Origin of the sequence: Amphritea atlantica (assembly GCF_018860855.1) — a bacterium.
Classification (GTDB): Bacteria; Pseudomonadota; Gammaproteobacteria; order Pseudomonadales; family Balneatricaceae; genus Amphritea; species Amphritea atlantica_A.
The window spans coordinates 106,115-132,367 of the sequence record NZ_JAHKQE010000005.1; the positions used below are offsets into that span (position 1 = coordinate 106,115).

At 48.0% G+C, this 26,253-nt stretch carries 23 protein-coding genes; 10 read left to right on the top strand and 13 right to left on the bottom strand.

The window, feature by feature from the left end:
* Window positions 1-39: 39 nt before the first annotated feature.
* A complete protein-coding gene (apbC, locus tag KO512_RS02410) occupies window positions 40-852 on the bottom strand; it encodes an iron-sulfur cluster carrier protein ApbC (RefSeq protein ID WP_215950744.1) in 813 nt (270 codons plus the stop codon).
* Window positions 853-1,262: 410 nt separating this feature from the next.
* On the opposite strand from apbC, the gene KO512_RS02415 reads away from it, so the two are divergent.
* Window positions 1,263-3,032, top strand: a complete 1,770-nt coding sequence (locus KO512_RS02415; protein ID WP_215950745.1) for a sensor domain-containing diguanylate cyclase — start codon at window positions 1,263-1,265, stop codon at window positions 3,030-3,032.
* A 50-nt stretch (window positions 3,033-3,082) separates the two neighbouring features.
* Here the strand turns inward: KO512_RS02415 and KO512_RS02420 are convergent, their stop codons facing one another.
* On the bottom strand, window positions 3,083-3,925 hold the full coding sequence (locus KO512_RS02420; RefSeq protein WP_252734749.1) for a LysR family transcriptional regulator: 843 nt from the start codon (window positions 3,923-3,925) through the stop codon (window positions 3,083-3,085).
* Between the two features lie 149 nt (window positions 3,926-4,074).
* Here KO512_RS02420 and KO512_RS02425 point away from each other — a divergent pair, with 149 nt between their 5' ends.
* Both KO512_RS02425 and KO512_RS02430 read left to right on the top strand, forming a co-directional pair.
* Entirely contained in the window at window positions 4,075-4,599 is a 525-nt protein-coding gene (locus KO512_RS02425) for a lactoylglutathione lyase family protein (protein WP_215950747.1), read from the top strand.
* Window positions 4,600-5,160: 561 nt separating this feature from the next.
* Entirely contained in the window at window positions 5,161-7,008 is a 1,848-nt protein-coding gene (locus tag KO512_RS02430) for a monovalent cation:proton antiporter-2 (CPA2) family protein (protein ID WP_215950748.1), read from the top strand.
* 141 nt (window positions 7,009-7,149) lie between these two features.
* Here KO512_RS02430 and KO512_RS02435 read toward each other — a convergent pair whose 3' ends face one another.
* The 3 genes from KO512_RS02435 to KO512_RS02445 form a co-directional block, all read right to left on the bottom strand.
* The gene (locus KO512_RS02435; protein WP_215950749.1) at window positions 7,150-10,602 is read right to left on the bottom strand and encodes an acyl-[ACP]--phospholipid O-acyltransferase; all 3,453 of its coding nucleotides are present in this window, start codon (window positions 10,600-10,602) and stop codon (window positions 7,150-7,152) included.
* A gap of 219 nt (window positions 10,603-10,821) precedes the next feature.
* A complete protein-coding gene (gene trmA, locus KO512_RS02440) occupies window positions 10,822-11,916 on the bottom strand; it encodes a tRNA (uridine(54)-C5)-methyltransferase TrmA (protein WP_215950750.1) in 1,095 nt (364 codons plus the stop codon).
* Between the two features lie 80 nt (window positions 11,917-11,996).
* Entirely contained in the window at window positions 11,997-13,247 is a 1,251-nt protein-coding gene (locus KO512_RS02445) for an HDOD domain-containing protein (RefSeq protein WP_215950751.1), read from the bottom strand.
* A 313-nt stretch (window positions 13,248-13,560) separates the two neighbouring features.
* On the opposite strand from KO512_RS02445, the gene metG reads away from it, so the two are divergent.
* The 3 genes from metG (at window position 13,561) to KO512_RS02460 (ending at window position 17,130) form a co-directional block, all read left to right on the top strand.
* Entirely contained in the window at window positions 13,561-15,606 is a 2,046-nt protein-coding gene (gene metG, locus KO512_RS02450; RefSeq protein WP_215950752.1) for a methionine--tRNA ligase, read from the top strand.
* 71 nt (window positions 15,607-15,677) lie between these two features.
* A complete protein-coding gene (locus KO512_RS02455; protein ID WP_215950753.1) occupies window positions 15,678-16,142 on the top strand; it encodes a CYTH domain-containing protein in 465 nt (154 codons plus the stop codon).
* A gap of 4 nt (window positions 16,143-16,146) precedes the next feature.
* Complete coding sequence (locus KO512_RS02460) at window positions 16,147-17,130, top strand: serine/threonine protein kinase (RefSeq protein WP_215950754.1); 984 nt, start codon at window positions 16,147-16,149, stop codon at window positions 17,128-17,130.
* A 78-nt stretch (window positions 17,131-17,208) separates the two neighbouring features.
* Here KO512_RS02460 and KO512_RS02465 read toward each other — a convergent pair whose 3' ends face one another.
* Window positions 17,209-17,769 carry a DUF1285 domain-containing protein gene (locus KO512_RS02465; protein WP_215950755.1) on the bottom strand — a complete coding sequence of 187 codons (561 nt, stop codon included), beginning with the start codon at window positions 17,767-17,769 and terminating at the stop codon, window positions 17,209-17,211.
* 265 nt (window positions 17,770-18,034) lie between these two features.
* Here KO512_RS02465 and KO512_RS02470 point away from each other — a divergent pair, with 265 nt between their 5' ends.
* Window positions 18,035-18,991 (top strand): hypothetical protein, encoded by a 957-nt coding sequence (locus tag KO512_RS02470; RefSeq protein WP_215950756.1) that lies wholly within the window; start codon window positions 18,035-18,037, stop codon window positions 18,989-18,991.
* 199 nt (window positions 18,992-19,190) lie between these two features.
* Here KO512_RS02470 and KO512_RS02475 read toward each other — a convergent pair whose 3' ends face one another.
* The 3 genes from KO512_RS02475 to KO512_RS02485 all read right to left on the bottom strand — a co-directional run bounded on the left by KO512_RS02475 (window position 19,191) and on the right by KO512_RS02485 (window position 21,871).
* A complete protein-coding gene (locus tag KO512_RS02475) occupies window positions 19,191-19,952 on the bottom strand; it encodes a retropepsin-like aspartic protease (RefSeq protein WP_215950757.1) in 762 nt (253 codons plus the stop codon).
* A gap of 179 nt (window positions 19,953-20,131) precedes the next feature.
* Window positions 20,132-20,497: a translation initiation factor Sui1 gene (locus KO512_RS02480; protein WP_215950776.1), complete on the bottom strand. Its 366-nt coding sequence runs from the start codon at window positions 20,495-20,497 to the stop codon at window positions 20,132-20,134.
* Window positions 20,498-20,551: 54 nt separating this feature from the next.
* Window positions 20,552-21,871 (bottom strand): deoxyguanosinetriphosphate triphosphohydrolase, encoded by a 1,320-nt coding sequence (locus KO512_RS02485; protein ID WP_215950758.1) that lies wholly within the window; start codon window positions 21,869-21,871, stop codon window positions 20,552-20,554.
* 509 nt (window positions 21,872-22,380) lie between these two features.
* Between KO512_RS02485 and KO512_RS02490 the strand changes: the two genes are divergently transcribed.
* The 3 genes from KO512_RS02490 to KO512_RS02500 all read left to right on the top strand — a co-directional run bounded on the left by KO512_RS02490 (window position 22,381) and on the right by KO512_RS02500 (window position 24,035).
* Window positions 22,381-22,854 (top strand): hypothetical protein, encoded by a 474-nt coding sequence (locus KO512_RS02490; RefSeq protein ID WP_215950759.1) that lies wholly within the window; start codon window positions 22,381-22,383, stop codon window positions 22,852-22,854.
* Entirely contained in the window at window positions 22,854-23,459 is a 606-nt protein-coding gene (locus KO512_RS02495) for an SCO family protein (protein ID WP_215950760.1), read from the top strand. Before KO512_RS02490 ends, KO512_RS02495 begins: the two co-directional genes overlap by 1 nt.
* Window positions 23,460-23,552: 93 nt before the next feature.
* Window positions 23,553-24,035, top strand: a complete 483-nt coding sequence (locus KO512_RS02500; RefSeq protein WP_215950761.1) for a copper chaperone PCu(A)C — start codon at window positions 23,553-23,555, stop codon at window positions 24,033-24,035.
* Window positions 24,036-24,086: 51 nt separating this feature from the next.
* Here the strand turns inward: KO512_RS02500 and KO512_RS02505 are convergent, their stop codons facing one another.
* From KO512_RS02505 to KO512_RS02520, 4 genes are all read right to left on the bottom strand, one after another.
* On the bottom strand, window positions 24,087-24,623 hold the full coding sequence (locus KO512_RS02505; protein ID WP_215950762.1) for an elongation factor P hydroxylase: 537 nt from the start codon (window positions 24,621-24,623) through the stop codon (window positions 24,087-24,089).
* 16 nt (window positions 24,624-24,639) lie between these two features.
* The gene (locus tag KO512_RS02510; protein ID WP_215950763.1) at window positions 24,640-25,296 is read right to left on the bottom strand and encodes a hypothetical protein; all 657 of its coding nucleotides are present in this window, start codon (window positions 25,294-25,296) and stop codon (window positions 24,640-24,642) included.
* A gap of 105 nt (window positions 25,297-25,401) precedes the next feature.
* Window positions 25,402-25,716 (bottom strand): thiosulfate oxidation carrier complex protein SoxZ, encoded by a 315-nt coding sequence (gene soxZ / locus KO512_RS02515; RefSeq protein WP_215950764.1) that lies wholly within the window; start codon window positions 25,714-25,716, stop codon window positions 25,402-25,404.
* A gap of 20 nt (window positions 25,717-25,736) precedes the next feature.
* Window positions 25,737-26,189, bottom strand: coding sequence for a thiosulfate oxidation carrier protein SoxY (locus KO512_RS02520; RefSeq protein ID WP_215950765.1), 453 nt, complete (start codon window positions 26,187-26,189; stop codon window positions 25,737-25,739).
* Window positions 26,190-26,253: the final 64 nt, after the last annotated feature.

Consider the following 26,253-nt stretch of genomic DNA (forward strand, 5'->3'; position numbering starts at 1 on the left):
CGTCTCGCCGCCTAAAAGACCGCATGACGAGTCTAGACCTCAGTCCTGATTGATCGAGATATTCGGCATCGCCTGTTGCGCACCATTTAGCGCCTTCAACGCCTCAACAACCTGACGCGCCGTCGAACGATAGATCGCAGACTCTGGCCCATCTGGATCCGCCACCAGTGTAGGCACTCCGCCATCAACCGCTTCGCGAATCGACATTTTAAGAGGCAACTGTCCTAATAACGGTGCATCATAGGTTTGTGACAGCTCTTCACCACCACCACTACCAAAAATCGCTTCAGTATGGCCACACTGACTACAGATATGCACACTCATATTCTCAACAATACCCAATACTGGGATATCAACCTTACGGAACATTTCGATCCCTTTACGGGCATCCAACAACGCAATATCCTGCGGCGTTGTGACAATGACCGCACCACTCACCGGCACTTTCTGTGACAGCGTCAATTGAATATCACCCGTACCCGGCGGCATATCAACAAACAGATAATCCAGATCACTCCACTCGGTCTGCGTTAGCAACTGCTGCAAAGCTCCGCTGGCCATCGGGCCACGCCAAACCATCGGCTGCGTCTCATCGATCAGAAACGCAATAGACATAACCTCTAAGCCATGCGCGATCAACGGCTTCATCGCTTTATCACCAATGGGCTCAGGCCGTGTTCCCGGTGGCACACCTAACATCGTACCCATACTCGGACCATAAATATCCGCATCCAGCACACCGACGCGATAGCCTTCAGCGGCCATTGCCAACGCCAAATTAACCGTCGTCGTTGACTTACCAACCCCGCCTTTACCCGACGCAACCGCCACTATATTTTTTACATTCTGCATTAGAGATACCCCAAACAGCGGCCATTCCAATTACCGCTCAATAATAACCAACCAATTTAGTAGGAATTATGCCTTAAAGTAGCCCATAACTCCAATGATGCTCGATGTTCTCGTTGATGGTAGAAAGAGATTTAATCCCTTTCAATGATGAAAGTCACACCATGAAGAAGCAGACAGTGGTTCATAATATCGAAGCTGGGCTCTATCACAATTACGATAACAATAGCTTACGGGTAAAGCACGCGAGAGCGCTGCAACACGGCCAAAAAAACTCACATTAAACCACACTGTCATTATGAGTAGTAAACAACTTATTTATCATTGATTAATGACTATAGTTAAACCCATTACCAACCCGTTATTGGTCGGGCATCTGTTGAGGCGACACCTATAAAATGAGAAAACCGTAGATGAAGTCTGTTCCATTACGCTGGTTGATCGTCACCCCCTTTGTCGTGCTGGCATTGATATCGGGCATAACGATGTACTTCGTTTCCACCGTTACTATTTCAAATATAGCCAATAGTGTCGGCACGCAATACATCAAAGAAGTTGAAAACCGTATTTATGACCGTGTGCAAAATTTTATGGCACCGTTAAGCAATATTGTCGAAATGAACCTTGAGGCCTTTACCCACCGGCCTGAGCTACTCGATGATCTCACCCCGCTCGCTAGTCGATTTTATGAGCAAGCCACGCCTTACAATCAAATGACCTTTATTTCGATGGCAACGGTGGATGGCCGCTACCTCGCCTCAGCACAAGACCCAACAAACAGGAGCAAGCACAATATCGCCGCCAATTTCATTAACAAACCGCTGACGATGGAAGGTTTTGAGTATGATCCGGTGAATAATATCGGCCCAAAAATACTGTCCGATGCCACCTTTAGCTATGACCCCAGAGGCAGACCTTTTTATACAGATGCCACTCAAGAGGCCAAAATGGCTTGGAGCGATATCCATCCTTATTACGGTTTTCCAACCCTCGGCATTGGCTTATCTGCACCCATATATGATCAAGCAGGTTCGCTTTTAGGGGTCACCGCCACCAGCATCGCGTTAATTGAGCTCGATAAATATCTTGAATCGCTTGAGCTCGTCGACGGGGCTTACATCTTTTTAGCCGAAGAAAATGGGACACTAATCGCCACCTCGGATCACAGTGATCTATATCGCAAAGCGGATGGGGTTACCACCCGCGTTAACCTTAACAATCACCCAAATAAAGCCTTTCAAATGGCGAGTCAAAACTTAACACCGGGTACCCACAAACTCAGTGATAAAGGGCAGGAGTATTTATATTTCGTCCGATCGATCTCACTCAAGTATGGTAAAAACTGGCTCATCGGCATCCTAATTCCCAGCGCCTATCATAAGAGTTTATTAACAGACTACACTCAAAGCACTGTGCTCATTACCTTGGCACTGTTTATCTGCATTGGCCTCATCGGCTCATTGATCGCTTGGTATATCGGCAAGCCCATACAAATGCTTAGCCAAGCAGCTAACAACAAGAATATTCAAAGTATTCAAAAACTACCTCAGCCGCTAAGCAATATCCGAGAGATCAACTCTCTGAGCCAAGGGCTCAGTTCGATGGCCGACAACCTTTTCGACATCATGCAGAATTTAGAGAAGAAAGTGGCGGAAAGAACATCTGTTTTACAGGACGAAAATGTTTCTCTACTTGAGAACTCGCTAACCGATGAGTTAACACAGCTCTATAACAGACGAGGTTTTAACCTAGTATTGGAACCCGCCTTAAAAAAGGCTCAGCAATCCCACCAGCCAATCACTTTTGTATTATGCGATATTGACCACTTTAAGCGCATTAACGATGAGTTCGGCCACAGCGCCGGTGATATTGCCTTAGTGGCCGTTGCTACAAACCTAAGAAATAACACACGAGCATCTGTCGATATTGTTGCCCGCTACGGCGGTGAAGAGTTCATCATGGTATTCATTAATACCGATGTTACTCAGGTAATGAATCGGCTCAACAGTATCCAAGAGAACTTCAAGACCCACCCTGTGATTAAGAACCAACACATCACTATGAGCTTTGGCGTAGTCCATGTGGATGCAGGTTTATCGATGTCTGTAGATGACCTGATTGAACAAGCCGATAGGAAACTCTATCAAGCCAAAAATAGTGGCCGAGATAAGATTGTTAGCTAATTGTTAGCCCTTGCCTGCTCGCCAATAACGCATGCCGTCGCCAAACTTAACTAGGCCCAAAGCCCCAGCAGAAGGCTTTTTATTAACCCATAGCGCGCCGCTAAGGGGCGGTGTTTTTTATAGATAAGATACACCGTTTCATTGACAGGTGATGCCAGTGTTGCCAATTGAATTTGCTCGGGATAAGGAAAAGCCTTTACCGAAGACTGAGGTAAAACCGTAAAACCTAACCCCTGCGACACCGGCAGCAAAATTTGACTGAGCTGATTGATATAGCCCGATGTCGCGATCTTTTCGATGCCTTGGTATAACTCAGGAAAGTTAGCCTGCAACACTTGTGTGGCGTAATGCTGCCCGTCGGAATGATCAATAAACCCCAACTGCAGCAATGTCTCCCAATTAGCCTCAATCCCTGCGGGCAGCACTAAGCAAAGTGCGTCTTCACCCAACACCTGCTGCTCTAATGTGGGTTCAGCGATTAATTGCGTCACGATGCCGATATCTGAACGATTTTTTTGAATACGTTCAATAATGGCCATATTAGGTGCCGCCTCAATATTCACAGTGATGGCTGGGTATTGCTGTTGTAACCCGAGTAACTGAGGGTAAAGCTGCATGGCCATAGAACCCGAGCAAGCGACCTTGCACGCCCCTCGATACTGGTCATCATCAGCCAGTGCACTCACTAATTCAGCCTCGGCATCTACTTGCTGTAAGCCAAACTGATACAAGCGCTCACCCGCCGGCGTTAGTTCAAATGTTTTGCCATAGCGATTCAACAATAGCTTATCCAGCGCGGTTTCAAGCTTTTTAATATGCTGACTCACCCCTGGTTGAGTCATATGCAACATTTGTGCGGTGTGGGTGAAATGCTTAGTTTGAACCAGACTCATGAAGGTACGTAGAAAAACGGGATTAATCATAATGTTAAATTATCAAAATAATCATAAACGATAATTTTATATTAATCACATGGTTTTATACACTCTTTCTATACCCACTCTCCACCCCAAACCACAACAACCGCGTTGGAGCGAATACCATGCAAGATTCACCCACTAACACACCTAACGCCTACCCGCGTACTTTTTCCCATATAGGTATTTCAGTCCCTGATCTAGAGGCCGCTGTCAAATTCTATACTGAGGTACTCGGCTGGTATCTCATTATGGAGCCGACACTGATCATCGAAGATGACAGCCCTATTGGTGAGATGTGCACCGATGTCTTTGGTGACAACTGGGAATCGTTTAGAATTGCCCACCTATCAACCGGAGATCGCATCGGGGTTGAGCTGTTCCAATTTAAAAATCAGCAAAACCCTGAAGATAATTTTGAATACTGGAAAACCGGCGTATTTCACTTCTGCGTGCAAGACCCTGACGTTGAAGGCCTAGCAGAAAAAATTGTCGCCGCCGGGGGCAAAAAACGCATGGCAAAACCACGTTATTACTACCCCGGTGAAAAACCTTACCGGATGATCTATATGGAAGACCCGTTCGGCAATATTCTAGAAATTTACAGCCATAGTTACGAACTGCACTATGCATCAGGTGCCTACAACTAATCCCTAATCCCTAATCCCTAATCCCTAATCCAAACATCCTCAAGACAACCGCGGCAGCGATAACGCTGGCTCAGGTCATCGCAGCCGCTTTGCTTTAATAGTGACTGTCAATTTGTCACAAGAAAATAGTGCTTAACCCTCAACGGGGATTAGATAAGGTAGTTATCTGCTATTCACCCGCCGTTGTAGGCGTGTCATTTGGAATCCTGCTACCACTAAAATCCTCACCCTATATCACGATAACACTGATCAGTAGGCGGCCCTCCCCAGTATGAAGCGATATTCGCCTACGCATTCAAATAAGCATTTGATGTTAACGGTGAAGCGCCTAGCAGCGGTGAACGATTCGCTTGCTTGATGCTAACCATTGAGCCTCAAACCCCAACCACTGAAATGACAACAGTGCCATCGCTATGATATTTTCTCGATAACACCCCTTAAAAAATGGCATACTGATCCGCGCCACATCCGCCAATATTTAGCTTATTAACACATCCTGACTCGCTGCATTAGAGACAGCAATATCGCTAGCAATAAGACTTTCGAACAAAAGAATTCATTATGACGACTTACTTCATCCAAGCTGCTATCTACCTCTTAGTTGCAGTCATCTGCGTGCCGCTAGCCAAACGACTGGGGTTAGGTTCGGTGCTAGGTTACCTCATCGCCGGTGTCATCATCGGCCCTATTACCGGATTAGTCGGAAACGAAACAACCACTATTCAACACTTTGCTGAGTTTGGTGTCGTGATGATGCTCTTTATTGTGGGTCTAGAGCTTTCACCTAAAGCGCTATGGAATATGAAAAACCGACTCATTAGCTTGGGCGGTTTACAACTTAGCTTAACCACCCTAATTATCACCCTGCTAGGTATGGCATTAGAGTTTCCATGGCAACCCTCATTAGTGGTCGGGCTCATATTTTCGCTATCATCAACCGCGATCGTCATGCAAACTTTCGCCGAAAAATCACTCAACAAAACCGACGGTGGCCGGGCCGCATTTTCCATTTTGTTATCTCAAGATATCGCCGTTATTCCGATGCTGGCGGTCATTCCTCTCTTAGCGATCCCAACCTATTTTGGTATGCCAGAGATCGCCTCATCAGCCTCAGAGCACGACAACATTTCATTAGTTGAACAGCTATCTGGCTGGCAATATGCAGGTGTTATCGCCTTTGCAATCACTCTGATTATTGTCGTCGGCCATTATGTGTCGAAACCCTTGTTCACCTGGGTTGCCAACACGGGGCTACGCGAAATATATACCGCCACCGCATTATTACTGGTTATCGCTATCGCTGCGTTGATGAGTTTAGTCGGCCTGTCGCCCGCACTGGGAACATTTTTAGCCGGAGTTGTGTTGGCGAACAGCGAATTTCGGCATGAATTAGAAAGTAACATTCAGCCTTTTAAAGGCTTACTGCTGGGGCTATTTTTCATTACGGTAGGCGCGGGGATTAGCTTTTCAGTTATTGCTGAAAACTTCTGGCTGATTAGTAGCTTAACGCTGGCGGTTATTATCATAAAGGCATTGGTACTATTATCCTTAGCGATCATTTTTAGGATTAGAAAATCAGATGGCTGGTTACTGACATTAAGCTTGGCACAAGCGGGGGAGTTTGGTTTTGTCGTCCTCAGTGTGTCATCACAGAGTCAGGCACTCCCCGGCGAATGGATCGCCATCCTATCGCCGGTGATCACCCTTTCTATGTTTTTGACTCCGCTACTCTTCATCTTATATGACAAGGTTATCACCCCTAAATATCTCGTCAGCCAGCAACCGAAAGAAGCCGATAGTATCGATAAAAAGGGGCAAGTCATCATTGCCGGCATTGGCCGCTTTGGACAGGTTATCAATCGCTTATTAACCGTAAATGGTTTTGAAACCACGGTTATTGACCAATCAATCACTGTGATCGATAGAGTTAAAAAGATTGGCATGCATGCTTACTTTGGCGATGCGACCGATCCTGCCCTGTTAAACACCGCAGGGCTTGATGAAGCATCGCTGTTCATCATAGCCATCAATGATAAAGAGCGTGTCTTACCGTTGATTAAACATGTAAAGCAGTTTCACCCAAACTTACCGATCGTTACACGCGCTTATGATCGTGGTCAGGCCTATGCCCTCGAAGAGGCCGGTGCTGATCATGTTTTTATTGAATCCTATTTCACTGCCTTGGAAATGAGCAAAACATCATTACAGGTATTGGGTTTTTCACAGAGTAATGCCGAAAAAGCGAAATCAGTGTATTACCAGACGGAACAACAACACCATAAAGACCTGCTAAAAGCGTCCATTGATGCCAATAAAGAAAGTCATCTGGTTAATAACTATATCGAACTGTTTATCTCGCTAGAAAAAGAGATGCAAGCAGCGATGAAAGAGCAACTTCAGGATAAGTAAAACGACAGGTTGGCAGCCCTTTGCGATAACCCCCTTAGCCTACGATCAACTGAGTGTTTTTGCGGGTTTTCTACGGTCATAAAGCAAACGGAAAAGTCGAGCGCCTCGAAAAAGAAACCTTTTAAGAGGCGCGATGAATCATCAAGCGTTCATCAACTGCTCTGCCATCAGCCGTGCAGCGGGATAATCCGTTTTACCGCTGCCCAACAGCGGCACCTGATCAACCCGAAAGATCTTGGCCGGTAACATCAACGGTGCAATCTGACTGACTAGAACCCGGCGGAAAGCGTCTACCTCGATATCCGCATCCACCAACAGCACGACCTGCTCGCCTTTACGCTCATCCGGCATATTAATCGCCACCAGCCCAGCATCATCTTGCTCAAGGTGTTTGCGTATCTCAAGTTCGACCGCCCCTAGGCTGACCATCTCGCCACCGAGTTTGGCAAACCGAGAATAGCGATCAACAATGGTTAGGAAACCATCCTCGTCGAGGTGGCCTTTATCTCCGCTTTTATACCAGCGCAGCCCGTCCAGCTCGACAATAACCTCTGCGGTTTTAGTTGGATTATTAAGATAGCCCTGCATAATCTGCGTGCCACCGATCAGAATCAAACCATCCTCACCGGTCGGTAGCTCCGCCAACGTCTCGGGGTCAACAATCCGAAAAGTCGATCCAGGTAACGCCAGACCTACGGTGCCAGAACGGGTGCCCACCTGTAAAAACCAGCCATCGACCGACAGATGATCCGGCAAATTGACACTGGCCACCGGGGTTGTCTCCGTCGAACCATAGCCCTCAACCACCGGTACCCGAAAACGTGTTTCAAATGCTTGCCGCACCGCGGGATCAAGCCGCTCCGCGCCAGCAACGGCCACGCGAATAGACTGAAACATCAACGGGTGAAGCTTTTTAGTGCGAGTATAGAGGCGCAAAAATGTCGATGTCGCACAGATTATCGTCGCCCGATATTTAGCCACCCCTTTACCGATATTGAAACCATCGGTTGGGTCCGGGTGACACACCACCGGTATCCCTTCAATCAATGGCATAAAGGTGGTGACCGTCAGACCAAAAGCGTGGAACAGCGGCAGTGTCGCCATAATGCAGTCATCATCCCGCACATTTAACACATCGGCAATCTGACGTAGATTAGCCAAAATATTCCGATGACTCAGCATAACCCCCTTCGGCGCGCCTTCACTGCCGGACGAAAACATAATCGCAGCGGTATCTTCAACTCGACGCCCGGCACCTAACCAGCCCTGTAGAACGGAGGTAGGTAGAAAACTCAGCAATCCCATGGTTAGCAGTGCTTCAGTTTTGCCAATCGTCTCTTTAACCTCTTCCATGTAGACCACCTGACGCCCGGCAAACAGCGGTTCAGGATCAATACCACGGGCCTTCAGTTTAGCCACAAACTTATGTGCCGTTAGAATGGTGCGAACCTCAGCCTGTTCCAACGCCGCTAATTGCGCCGCCTCACTGGCAGTAAAGTTCAGGTTAACCAGTGTCCGTCCGGCAAATAATCCGGCGAGGTTAGCAATGGCGCCGGCACTCGAGGTCGGCAGCAATAATCCTAACCGCTGCCCCGGTGTTTTTTTAAGCCGCCGACTAAACAGCACCACGGCGGTTAACAAACGGCGATAACTGAGCGGTTCACCCTGCACTTCGGTAATGGCCATATCAGACAACTGAGATTTGGCCGTCTGAATAAAACTTTGTGGGATCGGTTTCAGGGTCTGGGTATAACGCTCCCATGTATGAATCGATAGCTCAGTGACTTTCTTCTTAACCTCAGAAGCGTTGCTGCTGACCGGCATCGGCTGCCCGTAAGCGACAATCACATCTCGCTTCAACCCACCACGGCGAATGGTCTTCATCTTATCGGTGGAGCGAGAAAAACGACTGCCCCATAAGCCTCGTAGATAAAAGGGTACGATGACGCCATTTGCCCCTTCACAAGCATGCTCAAAACCCCGTTTAAACTCGCCGATCTGACCGGTATAACTGATCGCGCCTTCAGGGAAGAGACACACCACATGACCCGCGCTAATCAGCTCTCTGACACTATTCAACGCTTCGCGGCTTTTGCCCTTAGAGATAGGCACCACTTTATACATCGATAAAAACCATTTCAGGTACCAGCGCTCGTAGATTGAACGCTCCATCACGAAATGGATATGGCGTGGGCAAGCCATCTGGATCATCGCCCAATCCAACCAACTAATATGATTACCCAGCAACAGCACACCTTGGCCAGCGCGGGGCAGGTTTTCAAAGCCCAATACCTGCAGATTATATTTACGCTTAATCAGTCCGGCCACCAGCACCCGTACCAATGCTTGCGGTAGCATCCGAATCGCGCAGAGCGCTCCGATCACAGCGATGAAGGCCAGCAACCAAAGCAACCACAAGCCATCGATGCCGGCCCAAGCAAACAGCACAGTCAAACAGAGAAAGCCGAGCATGGCGATGTTCTGAATAAAGTTACTGCCAGCCAATACCTTACCGGTTTCTTTTTGACCCGCATTAAATTGAATCAGTGATTGCAGAGGGACATTCAATAGTGCCCCGCTCAGGCCGATCAGGAAAAAAATACCGCCTTGGGAATAGACCGATGCCGCCTGCGGCAACAACACCAAACCCGTAGCAATACCGACCGCACCCAAAGGAATCAGACCGATATTGATATAGTGAGGCGACCAACGACCCGCCAGCACAGAGCCGGCCATAATACCAACGCCCGCTAGCGCCATCGTGCCCTGAATCACAAAGGTGTTATGAATCCCATGATGAGCTTCCGCCACCGCAGGAAACACCGCCAACATCACTTGGCTGACCGACCAAAACAGCGAGACACCAACAATCGACAACCAGATAGTACGATTATGATAGATACCTGAGACATTCTGACGCAGCGTCTTACCGCTGCGGTAGGCCCGCCAGTCATAATTTAACTGATGATCGGTCTCCCGGGTTTTAGGCAAACGATACGCTAAGAGCAACTCACCGATAGCACCCAGCACCAACAACCAACCTAACGGGGCGATCTTACGTAAACTCTCTTCGGGAGATAACTGAAAAGCCCCCTCAACGCGTATCTCAAACAGCAACGAAAACACAGCAATGCCGGAAAGGATAGCCACCATGGTGACCGCCTGAACCCAGCCATTACCCTCGGTGATATTTTCTTCGCCCACCAGTTCGCGGATAAAACCATATTTCGCCGGAGAGTAAAAAGCACTTTGCAGCGCCAACACAAAGGTCAGCGCAAAGGCGGCTAAAAACCAGCCTTGAAAATAACAGAGGGTTATCAGCAGCGTGGCGCCAACCGCCGCCCAAGCGGAAAACCTCATAACGCGACTTTTAGGGTATTTATCGGCCAGAAATCCCGCCGGAGTGAACAGCATAATAAAGGGGAGCAAAATCAAACCATTGACCACGGCGGTCAAGACAATTTGCAGATCACCGTCATACGCTTTAAACAGCGTATTTTGAATAATGATTTTATGCCCAAGATCGACAAACGCATTGATAAAGGCGATGGCAATAAACGCCAAAAAGCCATTGATACGAAGAAGTGCTGACATCCTACTCTCCTTGACAGAACGAAGCAGTGACGGACCATACCGATGCGATGACAACCGGCGCTGAAGTTAAACTGAGCATAACACTACCTCCCGTTAAAATGATTCCGGAAGTATCTTTTTATCGCGTCAACCGCGCTATCTCTGCAGAAGGAGTATTAAAATATAATACCCTTGGGTGAGTTCAGAACACCCAAGGTGTATTTAAGCAGGATCAGACCATTATTTGCGAGTCAGATAAACACCGCATTCAAGGTGGTGGGTATAGGGAAACTGATCGAAAATCGCAAAACGTTGCAACTCATGGGTCTGGGTCAGTTGCTGCAGGTTGGCATGCAGCGTTTCCGGATTACAGGAGACATAAACAATATTGTCATACTCCGCCACCTGCTTAACGGTTTCATCATCCAAACCACTTCGCGGTGGGTCGACCAAGACCGTGCTGAAATTATAACTACTCAGATCGACCTTACTCTGCTTCAGACGACGGAACTCACGCACGCCTTGCAACGCCTGAGAGAACTCTTCACTCGACATACGCAGAATCTTAACGTTATCCACCTGATTGGCGTCGATATTATACTGCGCCGCCTCGACCGAGACTTTGGCTATCTCGGTGGCAATCACCTGATCAAAATTCTGCGCCAGCGCCATGGTAAAATTACCATTACCACAGTACAGCTCAACCAGATCACCGCCCGCGTTTCGGGTCACATCCTGAGCCCACTCCAACATCTGAATACAGACACCACCGTTCGGCTGAGTGAAGCTGTTTTCAACCTGCTTGTAAATTAGCTCGCGACCACCCACCGACATATGCTCAATCGCATAGTCCTGATCCAATATAATTTTGGTTTTACGGCTACGGCCAATAAAGTGAATGCCAAAATGCTGCTTCAGCTTTTTCGCTTCCTCAGTCCATGCCTCATCCAATGGTTTGTGATAGAGCAAGCTGATAACCACTTCACCGGACAGGGTGCTGAGGAAGTCCACTTGAAACAAACGACGGCGTAGCAGTTCATTCGGCCGCAGATAATCCAGCAGCTTAAACATAACCTGTTGGATCGGTTCAGACACCATCGGACAACTTTCCAAACGGCTGTGCTGATGCTTATCACCGGGCTGAAACATCACATAGTAAAGATCATCGCCCTCATGCCAGACACGAAATTCGGCGCGTAAGCGATAGGCGGTTTTTTCGGACTCAAACAGTTCGATGTCAGGCAGACAAAAATCACTAAACTGCTGTTCGATTTCAGCTTTCTTTTCGCTCAGCTGAGCATCATAGCGGGACGGATCAACAACAGGCAGCGCCATCTAAACCTCGATAAAATGTAAGGGGAAATAGGCCGCGCATTCTACCAGTACGTCCCCGTCACTCCAAGCGATCAATCAGGTTAAAACCCTCGCCCTACGCCGGAATAGAGCTGTGAGGCAAACTCTTCAGACATCTGCTGCCAGAGCGGGTACTTATTCTGCAACCCAAGACGGGTAAGATACGTCTGACTAATACGGCTGCAGATACGACATTCATTGATATTGATCACATCCGGCAGAATAGCGTCCGCTAGGTGTACCGCTGTTAACGGCGTGAATTTTTCACTGGTGGTAGCATTCGGGTTGGAGTGGTACAACACCGCCTCAACAACCTCCGGCGGCAAATTCCACAGGCCCAACATATAGGCTCCCACCTCCATATGCGTCACCCCCAAACGAAGTTTCTCAACCCCATAGAGTGGTTGGTTCAACGATGCAGCCTCGCGGAACACCTCACTGTAGTGTTCAGCTTCCCGCGTGGCGATCACCAACATACCGATATCTTGCAACAGCGCAGCCAAGAAGGCTTTATCTGCAATATCAGAACCCACTCGCTGCTCACGGCAAATTGCTCGGGCAAAACGGCCCACCACCATTGAACGGTCGAAGAGGTTTTCAAACGAGAAGGAAGACCAACTTTTAGTCTGCGGAAAATGTTCGAACAGACGAGAAACGAGAAACAGATCACGAATCTGCCGCACCCCGAGCATCACCACCGCATCTTTGATTTTGAACACTTTGCGACTCAGAGCAAAAAATGCGGAATTAACCAACTGTAGGATTTTTGCACTCATCGCGGGATCTCTTTCAATGATCGCAGCAATATCGGCGGCTTCAGATATATCCGATGACAATGCATCATTTAACGCGACATAAACGCCTGGCAAAGAGGGTAACCGCTCAATCGCCCCGACATACTCCCGAACAGCCGGTTTATTAGATGACTGTATCAGGTGAAAGCTTTCACTCACCTCATTAAACAGCTCCGCCACACCTGAGCTAAATAAGAGCGATCGGTGACAGATCTCGGATGCTTTAGCGACTTGATAGGGTTGCAGTCCGTCATTCAACATAATACGAATAACACCGGGATGCTTTGCTACCACATTGCGTAACCAGTGATAACGAAACTCAAAGTCCCCCACCCCTAACTGGATAACGATTACTTGATAGTTATGTCTGTCGAGCATCTCCATCGCCTCTTCAGGCTGCTTTGCCAGATCAATGGTAATCTTGCCCTCTAATTCGGCGGGAATAATATTCAGATCAGCCAGCGGCTTTCCGAGCCACAGCACGGCAACCTGGTCTTCCTTAAGAATATATTCGAACATAATCTTCTCCATCTGTTCATAACGCGACCTCCTGTATTCAACTCCACAGCGCACCCAATATAGCAATCAACTTATTTTGAAACCTAAAATAGTATCTAGAGAAGCGCCTATAACTCAGAAGCATTATTCAGACACACCTTAAGTTGTAGTCTTATTTACCCGACTTGCCAATGAAGACTGCCCACTATAGTGAGAATATTCGCTGCACTCAGATTCCTCTGGCGAGCAAAAAAGATCCCCTTTATGGCTGTATTCTCAGTCATTTAAGAGTAAAATTGCGCGCTTATCTCTGAACCTAGACCTGCTCTGAATCATGACTGACAAACAACGTAAGATTCTTGTTACCAGCGCTCTGCCTTATGCCAACGGCCCCATCCATCTGGGCCATCTGGTAGAGTATATCCAGACTGACATCTGGACTCGCTTCCAGAACCAGCGCGGCAATCACTGTACCTATGTTTGTGCGGATGATGCCCACGGCACTCCCATTATGCTCAAAGCAGACCAGATGGGTACAACACCGGAAGCTCTGATTAATCAGGTAAGCCAAGAACATCAGCGTGATTTCGCAGGCTTTATGGTCGGGTTTGATAACTACTACTCGACCCATTCAGAGGAGAATAAGCATTTCGCCTCGCTGATCTATACCCGCTTACGTGATGCCGGCCATATCGACCGTAAAACCATCACCCAAGCCTACGACCCCGAAAAAGAGATGTTCCTGCCAGATCGCTTCGTCAAAGGCGACTGCCCTAAATGTGGCGCGCAGGATCAGTATGGCGATTCCTGTGAAGTCTGTGGCGCAACCTACAGCCCAGTGGACATGAAGAACGCTTACTCCGCTGTATCCGGTGCCAAGCCCGTTGAAAAAGAATCTGAACACTACTTTTTCAAGCTGGGTGATTTTGAAAAGTTCCTGCGCAACTGGGTCGATAGCTGCGTCCAAGAGCAGATGATTCACAAGCTCAACGAATGGTTTGAATCCGGTTTACAAAACTGGGATATCTCCCGCGATGCGCCTTATTGGGGCTTTGAAATCCCGGATGCGCCGGGCAAATATTTCTATGTTTGGCTGGATGCCCCCATCGGTTATATCGCCAGCTTTAAAAACTGGTGCGATAAAAACGATGTCGACTTTGACGAATACTGGAATAAAGACTCCGACACCGAGCTGTATCATTTCATCGGTAAAGATATCGCTTACTTCCATACCCTGTTCTGGCCAGCCATGCTTGAAGGTGCGGGTTTCCGTATTCCCACCAAAGTATTTTGCCATGGCTTCCTGACCGTTAACGGCCAGAAGATGTCCAAGTCTCGCGGCACCTTTATCATGGCGGAAACCTACCTTAAGCATCTGCGGCCAGAATACCTACGTTATTACTTCGCCGCGAAGCTCGGTTCCGGTATCGATGATATCGACTTGAGCCTAGACGATTTCCGCATGCGGGTGAATGCCGACCTCGTCAACAAAGTCGTCAATATCGCCTCCCGTTGCGCTGGCTTTATCCATAAGAAATTTGATGGTCAACTCGGCAGCACCTTAGCCGAACCGGCGCTGTATGATGAAGCGATCGCCTCCGGTGAACTGATCGCCAATGCCTATGAAGCGCGCGAATATGGTAAAGCGATGCGTGAGATCATGCATCTTGCTGATAAAGCCAACCAGTATATTGATGCGGCTGAACCTTGGGTGCTGGCAAAACAGGACGATAAACAGCAGCAAGTTCAAGACTGCTGCACCATGGGTATTAACCTGTTCCGGGTGATTATCTCCTACCTCGCGCCTGTATTGCCGCAGGTTGCCGAAGATACCGCCGCCTTCCTGAATATCGACGGCTTTGCTTGGGATGCAATTAACACCCCATTGCTGGATCACAAAATCAACAAGTTTAAGCCACTGATGCAACGGGTTGAAGAAAGCAGCATTGAAGCGATGATCGAAGATAGTAAAGCAACGCTGGCCGCCATTGCAGCGACCACACCTGCTGCGCCAACGGCGATCAAAACTGAGTTAGAAAAAAATCCAGTGGCCGATGAAATCACTTTTGATGAATTTGCTAAAGTCGATCTCCGCGTTGCGCTGATCGTCAAAGCAGAACATGTGAAAGGCGCCGATAAACTACTGCAGCTAACACTGGATATCGGTGGCGAAAATCGCAACGTATTTGCCGGTATCAAATCCGCTTACAACCCTGAAGACTTGCAAGGTAAACTGACCGTCATGGTGGCTAATTTGGCACCGCGGAAAATGAAGTTTGGCATGTCTGAAGGCATGGTGTTAGCAGCAGGCCCCGGTGGTAAAGACCTCTGGATACTCGAACCCCACGAAGGCGCACAGCCTGGCATGCGGATTATGTAACCGGTATTTATCACCGTTATACCATTATGATTAAAGGCACTGCAGAGTGCCTTTTTTATTGAGGAGTCGTTATGGCACAGGAAATTGAGCGCAAGTTTCTGGTGGATATAGATAAAGTCGATCTACCCAAGCAGGGTCTAACCATCTGTCAGGGTTATATTCAAACGGCCGATAAAACCACCGTGCGTATCCGCATCATGGGCGATAAAGCGTTTCTAACCCTCAAAGGGGAAACCCACGGCTTCTCGCGCAGTGAGTTTGAATATGAAATCCCCGTCAGCGATGCCCGCCAGATGCTCGATGAGCTCTGCAAAGGCCCCGTGGTCGATAAAACCCGCTACCTGATTCAGCATCAACAACATCTTTGGGAGCTGGATATCTTTGCCGGCGACAACCAAGGGCTGATCGTCGCCGAAGTCGAACTGAGCAGCGAAACAGAACAACCGGAATTGCCCGACTGGATAACCCAAGAAGTGACCGGCGACAAGCGCTACTACAATTCGAACCTGCTGACCCACCCTTTCAAAAACTGGTAACCCGATGAGCACAGTACACCCGTTCGAACATCTCACCCCGAGTTTTATTCAGGATGCCATTGAAAGCCTCGGCTATCTTTGTGATGGGCGGGTATTTGGCTTAAACAGTTATGAAAATCGCGTGTATCAGATTGGCATTGAAGAAAGCGAGCCGTTGATCGCAAAGTTTTATCGCCCAGCCCGCTGGAGTAAAGAACAGATTCTCGAAGAGCATCAGTTTTGCTTTGAGCTACTGGCGCAAGAACTGCCCGTGGTTGCACCGTTAATCCGTGATGGAGAAAGCCTCTTTTGTTATGGCGACTTTATGTTTGCCCTGTTTCCCCGTAAAGGCGGCCATGCCCCCGAACTGGATAACATGGACAACCTGTTCACCCTTGGACGCATGCTTGGCCGCATCCACACCATCGGCGCCAGCCGCCCTTTTATCCACCGGCCCGCCATTGATATCGCCAGTTATGGTCATGAAAGCGCTAAACTGATCAGCGAACAGTTTATTCCCGCTGAACTGAAAACCTCCTATGACACTCTCACCGCCGACCTACTCAAGCTGATGGAGCAACACTGGCAAGTTTGCGAGCCCATCAACCACATCCGAGTCCACGGCGACTGCCATATCGGCAATATGCTCTGGCGGGATAATGCACCACATTTTGTTGATTTTGACGATGCGAGAATGGCACCGGCGATTCAGGATATCTGGATGCTACTCTCCGGTGAGCGGGACAGTCAGCAAGCCCAACTCTTGGAGATTATTGAAGGCTACCGTGAATTCTGCGACTTTAACCCAGCGCAACTACGATTAACCGAAACCCTACGCACGCTGCGGATTATGAATTATGCGGCCTGGGTGGCTAGACGTTGGGAAGACCCTGCATTTCCACACAACTTCCCTTGGTTTAATACTGTGCGCTACTGGAGCGAACATATTCTTGAATTGAGAGAGCAACTGTTTGCCCTGCAAGAGCCATCCTTGCAGCTTTATAACTAGACTCATTTAACATTAGCCTTACCTTAAACTTAAAGCCGACACTCGCCCTGAATGTCGGCCTCTATAGACAAGCACGCCCTAACCTTCAAGCGCAAACCACTGACCACAACTTTGCACAGCAAAGACGCCATTGCGCTCCTCTGCCAAATCGGCCAGCTGATAGAAAACATTACGATTGAGACTCCCTTCCATACCGTAACGCACCATTAGATAGGGAGCGGGTTCGTCTTCTGTACCGGCAACCGTTTCCACTCTCAATGGATGCTCCGCTGACGCCACCACCACATCATCCGTCGATGAAGTAAAGACCAGCTCCTGCCCCTGCGGCCCCTGACGTACATCCAAACTCGTAAAAAAGAAGGGTACGTCTTCAACCTGTATACCGACCTTCTCCACAGGCGTGACCAAAAAGTAACGATCATCTTCGCGCCACAAAATCGAAGAAAACAGCGTCACCATCGCCGGGCGTTTAATTTCACCTCCTTCATGAATCCAACGTCCATCACGGGTAATTTGTATATCCAAATCACCCGAGAAGTCAGGTTTCCAGAGGTGTACCGGCGGCAAAGAACGGGGCTTTTTAGGATCAGTGCCTAACTGCTGCTGTATAGCACTCAGATCCATTTTTATTTTACTCACAACATATCCTTAACAATTGAAGACGAGATTATCGGTATTGTATTTCAGTTGACATTAAATCGGCTCATATTGACTGCAAAAAATTTCACCTTATAACTTAAACATATGAATGGATTTCATTGTTAGAATAGAACGTACTTAAAAAGCTAAACACGCCGTCAAAGCATCGACGCACAGTACCAAATGCCATTTAGCCAACAACAGCCTATCGATTCGCGATAAGCACATTTGATTTAGCACTGATTAAGAATATACGGATACCCAGATGAGCGACTCACAACTGAAACAGAAATTCGCCGACCCAAAGCGTGGCGTCTATTTTATTGGCACCACCCCGCCGAGGTCTTCTGTTTCTATGGCACAGGTATCCGAGATAGGCACCAAGCTACTCGAACGTCTCGAACAGATCGATTATGACGGCGTGATCGTCTATGACATTCAGGACGAAACCAGCCGGACCGATAAGCCCCGCCCGTTTCCCTTCATGAACACCCACGATCCACGGGATTACTCTGCCATTCTGCGGGAAAAGTCTGGCCGACCGGTCATTACCTATAAAAGCGTCTCTCAGCGCAGCCGAGATGACTTTGATCAGTGGCTAGACCGTGCTTGGTGTCCCCATGGCGTACGTGACCTGGTGTTAGTCGGCAGCCCCTCTTCTGACGGAGATATCAAGCTGACTCTGCCACAGGCCTATGCCTCAATGCAGGAACACAGTCTCAACTTTAACCTTGGTGGCGTCACCATTGCAGAACGTCATGCCAGCAAAGGCAACGAGCACCTACGGCTGCTAGAAAAAAGCGCCCAAGGCTGTGAGTTCTTCGTATCACAAGCGGTATACAATCCTCAGGCGACCATTGATCTGCTAAGTTCTTATGCCCGTGAATGTAAAGAGCGAGACTTAGCACCCAAGCGGATCATTCTCACCTTCACTCCCTGCGGTAGCGCAAAAACGCTCGAATTTATGGAGTGGCTCGGCATCTCAGTTCCTCAAGCGACTTGCCACCGCATCCTCGATGCACACAACCCACTCGGTGAATCGATCCGTATCTGCCGTAACAACCTTGATCAGATTCTTGAAGCCTGTGGCGGCCTAGGTATTCCTCTGGGGCTGAACATCGAAAGTTTGACCAACCGAAAAGAAGAGATCGACGCGGCGATTCGCCTGTATAAACTTCTCAAAGCCACACTGGATTTGAAACTCGCCGAACTGGAACTGTAAATCATCTCAGACCCTAAACGACAGCTTAGACAAAGAAGGAGTCAGCTGTCGTTTAGGATAGTTTCAAGCGTGCTGATGAAAATTAAGCACAGAGGGAAAGACACAGAGAAACGGATACATTTGCTTGTCTCTATGTCCTGGGCGTAACAAATTCAGACTTACGCTATTTGGCTACCTGTGTTCGACTATCGGTGTTCGGCTACAGCGCGCCTTCCTTAGGCTTATCGGCTTCATCATCCACGTCTGTCTTAATAGCCTTTAGCTTCTCAAGCGCATCCATGAACTGCTGGTATTTTTCTGGCGACCAGATAATCTTGCGTTGCTGAAAGTCGATTTTATATTGGCCACCACCGAGGATATCCATACCTAAAAGCCCATCAAAGGCTTGCTGGCCGGTTGTTTCAATCACCGCAGTAGATTTATTTTCAATCTTATATGGCCCAAGTTCAACCCGATCAAACACCACCCGTTCGGTTTTGATAATGCCGCCACCGGCCACCTGTGCATAACTGGAATTACGGCTGGCGATATTCAGTGAGCTGACGCCGTCACGATGAAGTACCGTCATACTGGCACCCGTATCGAGCAAGAGGTGTAAACTGGCTTTACGTCCCCGCCAAACAACATCGACCGGAACCAATACTTGGTTGCCGATAATTTTCACCGGCGTTGTCATTTTCTCGATGGTTTGTTCTAACTTACGAATCTGTTGTTTGCGCTGAAACTCATTACTAATTTGCTGGTGACTCGCCTGACTGGCCAGTTTTTCCTCATCCGTGCGCTGTTCAGTCGCTATCGTCTGGCTCTTTTCTCGATACTGAGGGGGGATTTTATGCGGACTATCGACATAGACTTTACGTCCATTGCCATCAGTATAATGAAAAATTTCGGCAACGACCGTCGGTGAAAACGATGCACTCAAGCAAAGTAAAAAAGATAAAGCATAGGCGGATCTACGCATCGTATCGATTCCCTGTTATTGCATCACCGGCTCCTTGCCGTTATGTGATGACTCAATTCCAAAACTGATAAACGCCATTTAACAGGAAAACAGCGACAATCGCTAGAAACAGCAACATGAAGCGCATCATCAAACAGAACTTACAGACTTTTTTTCTTTTCCTCTTAGGCGTGGTCATATTAACCACCCGCTAGTTTCACGCGATAACCCTGTTTTTCGAGTAGCTGTTTTAGCTTCTCCCGATGATCACCCTGTATCTCGATAATGCCATCTTTCAATGAGCCACCGGTACCACATTGCTGCTTAAGCTTTTTAGCCAGCTCTTTGAGCGCTTTATCCGCCAATGGCACTCCGCTGATCGTGGTGACACCTTTACCTTTTCGACCGGAAGTTTCACGGCGAATACGAATCACACCGTCGAGATTTTCCAGACGCTGCTGGTCGGCCAGTTGATCGCAAATACATTGGTCAACCGCTTCTTTACATCCCGGGCACAATTGGCCTTTCTCAGTAGAGAATACTAGGCCGCTTAATTGATCACGCATTGACACAACGTTATACCTTTTTAATTGACAAAATGGAGCTGAGTTAAATAAAGCTTAGTTAACAGACATACCACCGATCTGGCGAGCCAGATAAGCCGCGTAATTATCAGTCATACCGCCAATAAAATCGAGTACCCGCATATAAGATGGGTAAAGCGGCCATTCGGGCTCTGGACTATGAATACCCATCAGACTAATGATCTTCTCACTGCGGTAGCTAAGCTGTTCACTGCTCTGGGTATGCTGCTCATACGCCGCGGCGCAGAAGGCATCCAATAGACTGCCTAAGGTACTGTAAGCACCGACCTCCAATTCAGCTTTACGATTATCCGGAAAGACTCGTTCACGGGCGATGGTTTTCGCTTTCTCCAACCCCTCTCGCACACCTGGATCGCCATCTGCCAACAGTTCGCCGGTATATTCACCGGCCATTATCGCCGGCAAGTTAGCCATAAAGGCGGATACCGTCGACTCGACCATGTTTTCCATCGCCATACCCCGCAAGGCCGAGATTTTACGACGGGCGGAGGCTTGGGTGAAAAAGATCTGATCTTCATAATTAAGATCACCGCAAATCTGCAGCATGATCGGCTTAATATCATCAAACCCCAAGATATTGAGTTCAATGGCATCTTCAAGATCTAAAATTGCGTAACAGATATCATCCGCCGCCTCCACCAAGAAAGCCAACGGGTGACGACACCAGAAGTCCTCGCCGAGCTTAACCAAGCCCAGCTCTCGCCCCAGCGAATTGAGAATCTCGCGCTCGGTGCCAAAACAACTGAACTTGCCTTTTTTACCGGCTCGATCAACGGTCCAAGGGTATTTCAGCAGCGTCCCTAGAGTCGGGTAAGTCAACCGAAGGCCACCATCAAAGAGATGGTTTTCAATCCGCGTCACCACTCTAAAGCCCTGCGCGTTGCCCTCGAAGGTTTGCAAGTCTAATAGCTCAACAGCCGATAACTCTTCAAGGTAATGCTTAGGTGCCTTATGCTTAAACCAGTCGCGAATGGCGTATTCACCGGCATGGCCAAAAGGTGGATTACCAATATCGTGTGCTAAACAGGCCGACTGCACAATGGTGCCGAGATCATGAGGACTAATCCATTGCGGCAACTGATCGGCCAGCAGTTCTCCCACCCGAATCCCTAGGCTTCGCCCAAGACTACCCACCTCAATACTGTGAGTCAGGCGGGTATGAATATGATCATTAAGGGATAAGGGGTGCACCTGGGTTTTTCGTCCTAAACGCCGAAAAGCACTGGAGAAAACAATACGATCATGATCCTTATGAAAATGACTTCGCCCAACCTCTTTAGGTGTCAGGTATTCATGGCCATAACGTTTGGTTGTTAGTAGCTTATCCCACTCCATCGTCTTAATCCGTCCAATAATATTAATTCCAGTGTGCGATATCACTCCGCGCAAATCAATCGATACTCAGAGCTAACACAGCCCTTTAGCCTAACGCACCCTAGGTCATCTCCGACCATGGATCAGCATATGTATTTAGCCTGATCTGTTATACCCTGTGACAGGTCTAGCTATGTCATATTGACACGCGTTAAGAAAGGGTCAGAGGATGCCAAAAGGTCATAGTTCAGTCAGTTTAACCGATGCTCGATCACCGGAACGTTTTTACAGGCCTATCGTGATCATCTATGCACTCCGCCCTTAACTTTCGATTCAGCTTTAGACGCCCTAAACCCTACGCCAACCCTGATAACGAAACATCATGACAGCATATCCGACGTTTTATCGTACTTAGATCAGCTGAATTTACCCGCGTCGCATTCCACTATGCCATTAGTAATGCGACAATTTGCCACATTTAGATCCCTGTCCGGATCGGTGACAATTCACCTCAGAGGAAAGCCCAATCAATGGCGCATACAACAGCCGTAAAAAGCACACCAAACTACCTTTATCTGATATTACTGGCCGGTTTTATTTTAGCCGTATGGCTAGGATCTTCCTTCTTCAGTCTACCGTCTAAGGAAGCGGGTGTTGCTAGTCAGTGCGACTTGCACCAGCAACGTTGTACGGTACAGATAGGTGAGGCAACGTTATCACTGGAAATTCAGCCTCGGCCCATCCAATCGATGACACCGTTTAACTATCATGTGCAGATCGACGGTGTTGAGGCTAGCAACGTATTGATCAACTTACAGGGTAGCGAGATGTTTATGGGCATTAATCAAACAGCGTTGACCGCCGTTAAAGGACAACCAGGCACATTTACAGGGAGTGGCCAACTGGCCGTTTGCACCACCGGCGAGATGTTATGGCGCTTAACCGTTGCAGCAGAAACCACGGCTGGACCTCTCAACACATGGTTTGAATTCAGAGCGAAATAATGGCAAACAACCTGACCACACTGCGTAACCTATTACTCCTAACACTGGCCTTACTAGCGGGTATTGTTACGGCCTACCTTTTAAGCCCACAGCCAAACAACGCCGCGGGTACTGCAATGCTAAAAAAACTCGGTGGTGACTTCACACTGCAAAGTGAAGATGGCGACGTTTCACTGCATGATTTTGAGGGAAAAGTGGTGATGCTTTATATAGGCTATACCCATTGTCCAGATGTTTGCCCAACCTCCCTCGCGGTTATCTCACAAGCGATGAAAAACCTTAGCAATGAACAACAAAAGCGGGTTCAACCTATCTTTATTAGTGTAGATCCAGAACGTGATACACCGAAACATCTAGCGGAATATAGCCACTTCTTTCACCCTTCAATTATTGGCGTTACCGGTAGTCGCGAAAATATCGATAATATCGTCGCCCAATACGGCGCCTTCTACCGCATTGTCGATATGAAAGATTCTGCAATGGGTTATGCCGTCGATCACTCGTCCCGAATCTATATGATTAATAAACAGGGCGAGTTAGCAAAAGCCCTCCCCCATGGCACAACCCCTGATCAGGTTGTCACCGAAATCAAAGCCTTGTTGTAAACAATAACGATGCCATTGAGGCCGACATTATTTGCCTTAACCTTGACCGACAAATACGGTTTTACAAAGAACTCTGATGACAATAGGACTGTTATGAAAAAGCTAATAACACTGGTTGCCGCACTGACACTGTCTGCTTCGGCTTTCGCTGAAGTAGTTGTAGATCATCCCTATGCCCGTGCTGTTCCACCTGGACAACCCAATAGTGCTGCGTTTATGAGCCTGAAAAATAACAGTAACGAAGAGATTGCACTGGTTTCCGCATCGACCTCTGTCGCTGAAGTAGCCGAACTACATACTCACACCCATGCTGATGGTGTGATGAAAATGCGCCGCATTCCTCAAATCACTCTGCAGGCTAACAGCGAAGTGGAACTAAAACCCGGTGGTTTACACATTATGCTGATCGGGCTTAAACGAGACCTCGCTAAAGATGAAATGATCGACCTGACACTAAATTTCAGTGATGGCAGCAGTGAAAAACTCGACATTCAAGTGATGGATGTAATGGCAGGGATGGGCAATATGAAGATGCAGCATGATCACGATATGAACAAAAACATACAACCCCAGTGAGATGCTGATCAATAAACACTGGCTAATAGCAACCGATTAAGAGCCAGTGTTTTACTTTCCCTCTAACGAGAACCGCTCAGCGCTTAGTGGAGAAGTACCATAGTACTGTTGTAAAGCCTGAACCAGCTGTGCTGGGCGATCAGGTATCCCCTCAGCAAGATATTGCAACACTTGCCGCTGAACAGCCCTCTTAAAGCTATCACTCGCCCCCATATTGGCCCCAAGATTGTCGGCGCTGAAATGAAATTTATGCCCTGCCGCTTCTGATAACAGCCACTCCAGTGCTTGCGGTTTCACCTCAACCTTTTCGAACTCAGCCTGTTCTGCCGCCGTTCGGCCATCCGGTTTATACCAGTAACCAAAATCAACCAATAGACGTCGCTGCTCTCCAGCAACACACCAATGGCTTATCTCGTGTAAGGCACTGGCAAAAAAACCATGGGCAAAAATAATCCGATGATGAGGGTGCTTCTCATCCGCTGGCAGATAGATGGGCTCATCATCGCCCCGTTCTAATACGGTATTTAAGCTGTCGCTAAAAAGCCCGTTGAATAGATGAATCAAACTTTCGGGTGTACGTGGGTTCATATAAGATCGATCGTGTTTATGGTTGGTACTTAACCCAGGTTGTTTGGTTCAGCCACCAACTCTCCCCCGTATTATGGTCGATACGGGCAGCAACATACCCTTTAACATCGCCATTAGCGCGGAGTAGCTGCACATCATAGGAGGAAATTGAGGGCGACTGTTCCTCTGCTAGCGGCTGCCAGCTATTAGCTGCGGAGATCCAACTCTCGCCGGAAAAACGGTTATAACGAATCATCACCCACTGCCCTTTCGCCGTATAACAACTGGCCAGTTTAAATGGATCACCACCGCCAAGTTCAGGCGCAATCTGTTGCAGTTCGATAAGCTGCTGATCCAGACGTGCCATCATCTCCTGCAGCTCATTATCGACAGGAACAGCGTCGGGGGCTGCTGATGAGCGTTTGACCTCTTGCGCTAGCACCTGAAACTGAGTCAATAACAATTGCACACGCTCAGCTACCGCACTATTTTGCACTTTCAATTCGAGAAACTGTTCCTGCAGTAAGGTAATGCGGCTATTCAACTGCTCAAACTGTTCCGCCTGATTCACAGCAACAACCGGCGCACTATCCATCGGCTCAGCTAAAGGTTCGGAATCCGGTTGAACATTAACGGCATTACAACCCGCCAATGAAAACAAACTCAGAAGGACCAATATACCCATTCGATTCACGCTGCTCTCCTGCTGCTTCTGCTTGCTTATGATAAGTGCGCCTATTCTAACGGATGACAAGACCGAGTAGTACCGCTGATATCCATGGATAGACAATAGTCCGAATTAATCGATCACCACTGTTTGAGTGCCTGTTTTACCGGTATTTTCAATCCAGTGAATAACTAACTCATCACCAAGAGCAGCACCCGAAAAGCTGAAACCTAAAAATGGATTACTAGAGATAGCAGGACTTAAATTTGCACTAAAAACCGTTTCTCCTGCATGTAAAACAGTAATCTGTTGTAGAAACATAGCGGGGATACGTTCCTCTGTTTTTTCATCAAAGCTTAATCCGTCATGCATCGGATGGTTAGCTGTAAGCTTTACCCGTGTCACCTGATCATTTACTTTGGTCTTAACAGTTATAATATCAGTCATCAGACAGCCCTTTTTTCAAATTAACCGCAATCACCACTAGAGACTTTGGTCTCCTGAGAGGCACTTAACAACTGTCCATCCGCCTTCACTACCGCGGTAATCGTCGATGTTGTTTTGATACGGATGCGCGTCAGCACTTCCCCTTGGGAGCCTTCAGAAAGAATAAATTCAGCGACTAATGGATTTTCATTACTGTCAACAAACAAACTAATGGATTCAACATTTGGTACCGATGTAATCACCGATACTGGCACTGTCGCGCCATCAGCGATGGCCATTGGCAGTTTCAGGTGAATCTCATCACTCACTACCGGTTCCGCACCAAACATTAGCTTGATCGCCTCTGCTTGTGTCTCGGCAGAAAATGCCGCCTGATTCCATTCAGCGAGAACCTGTCGCGGCAGCAAGACACCGATGCCAAACAATCCTCCACAGGAGACTATCGCCTTAATGACAGCACGTCGATTCATCATCTTTTTATCCTTAATCTATCAGCACAACATTAAACTATTGGCACAACCTGATTGATTCAACCCT

Coding starts and splice junctions, on each gene's coding strand:
- apbC (WP_215950744.1), bottom strand. CDS start 852: ATGCAGAATGTAAAAAATATAGTGGCGGTTGCGTCGGGTAAAGGCGGG.
- KO512_RS02415 (WP_215950745.1), top strand. CDS start 1,263: ATGAAGTCTGTTCCATTACGCTGGTTGATCGTCACCCCCTTTGTCGTG.
- KO512_RS02420 (WP_252734749.1), bottom strand. CDS start 3,925: ATGAGTCTGGTTCAAACTAAGCATTTCACCCACACCGCACAAATGTTG.
- KO512_RS02425 (WP_215950747.1), top strand. CDS start 4,075: ATGCAAGATTCACCCACTAACACACCTAACGCCTACCCGCGTACTTTT.
- KO512_RS02430 (WP_215950748.1), top strand. CDS start 5,161: ATGACGACTTACTTCATCCAAGCTGCTATCTACCTCTTAGTTGCAGTC.
- KO512_RS02435 (WP_215950749.1), bottom strand. CDS start 10,602: ATGTCAGCACTTCTTCGTATCAATGGCTTTTTGGCGTTTATTGCCATC.
- trmA (WP_215950750.1), bottom strand. CDS start 11,916: ATGGCGCTGCCTGTTGTTGATCCGTCCCGCTATGATGCTCAGCTGAGC.
- KO512_RS02445 (WP_215950751.1), bottom strand. CDS start 13,247: ATGTTCGAATATATTCTTAAGGAAGACCAGGTTGCCGTGCTGTGGCTC.
- metG (WP_215950752.1), top strand. CDS start 13,561: ATGACTGACAAACAACGTAAGATTCTTGTTACCAGCGCTCTGCCTTAT.
- KO512_RS02455 (WP_215950753.1), top strand. CDS start 15,678: ATGGCACAGGAAATTGAGCGCAAGTTTCTGGTGGATATAGATAAAGTC.
- KO512_RS02460 (WP_215950754.1), top strand. CDS start 16,147: ATGAGCACAGTACACCCGTTCGAACATCTCACCCCGAGTTTTATTCAG.
- KO512_RS02470 (WP_215950756.1), top strand. CDS start 18,035: ATGAGCGACTCACAACTGAAACAGAAATTCGCCGACCCAAAGCGTGGC.
- KO512_RS02475 (WP_215950757.1), bottom strand. CDS start 19,952: ATGCGTAGATCCGCCTATGCTTTATCTTTTTTACTTTGCTTGAGTGCA.
- KO512_RS02480 (WP_215950776.1), bottom strand. CDS start 20,497: ATGCGTGATCAATTAAGCGGCCTAGTATTCTCTACTGAGAAAGGCCAA.
- KO512_RS02485 (WP_215950758.1), bottom strand. CDS start 21,871: ATGGAGTGGGATAAGCTACTAACAACCAAACGTTATGGCCATGAATAC.
- KO512_RS02490 (WP_215950759.1), top strand. CDS start 22,381: ATGGCGCATACAACAGCCGTAAAAAGCACACCAAACTACCTTTATCTG.
- KO512_RS02495 (WP_215950760.1), top strand. CDS start 22,854: ATGGCAAACAACCTGACCACACTGCGTAACCTATTACTCCTAACACTG.
- KO512_RS02500 (WP_215950761.1), top strand. CDS start 23,553: ATGAAAAAGCTAATAACACTGGTTGCCGCACTGACACTGTCTGCTTCG.
- KO512_RS02505 (WP_215950762.1), bottom strand. CDS start 24,623: ATGAACCCACGTACACCCGAAAGTTTGATTCATCTATTCAACGGGCTT.
- soxZ (WP_215950764.1), bottom strand. CDS start 25,716: ATGACTGATATTATAACTGTTAAGACCAAAGTAAATGATCAGGTGACA.
- KO512_RS02520 (WP_215950765.1), bottom strand. CDS start 26,189: ATGATGAATCGACGTGCTGTCATTAAGGCGATAGTCTCCTGTGGAGGA.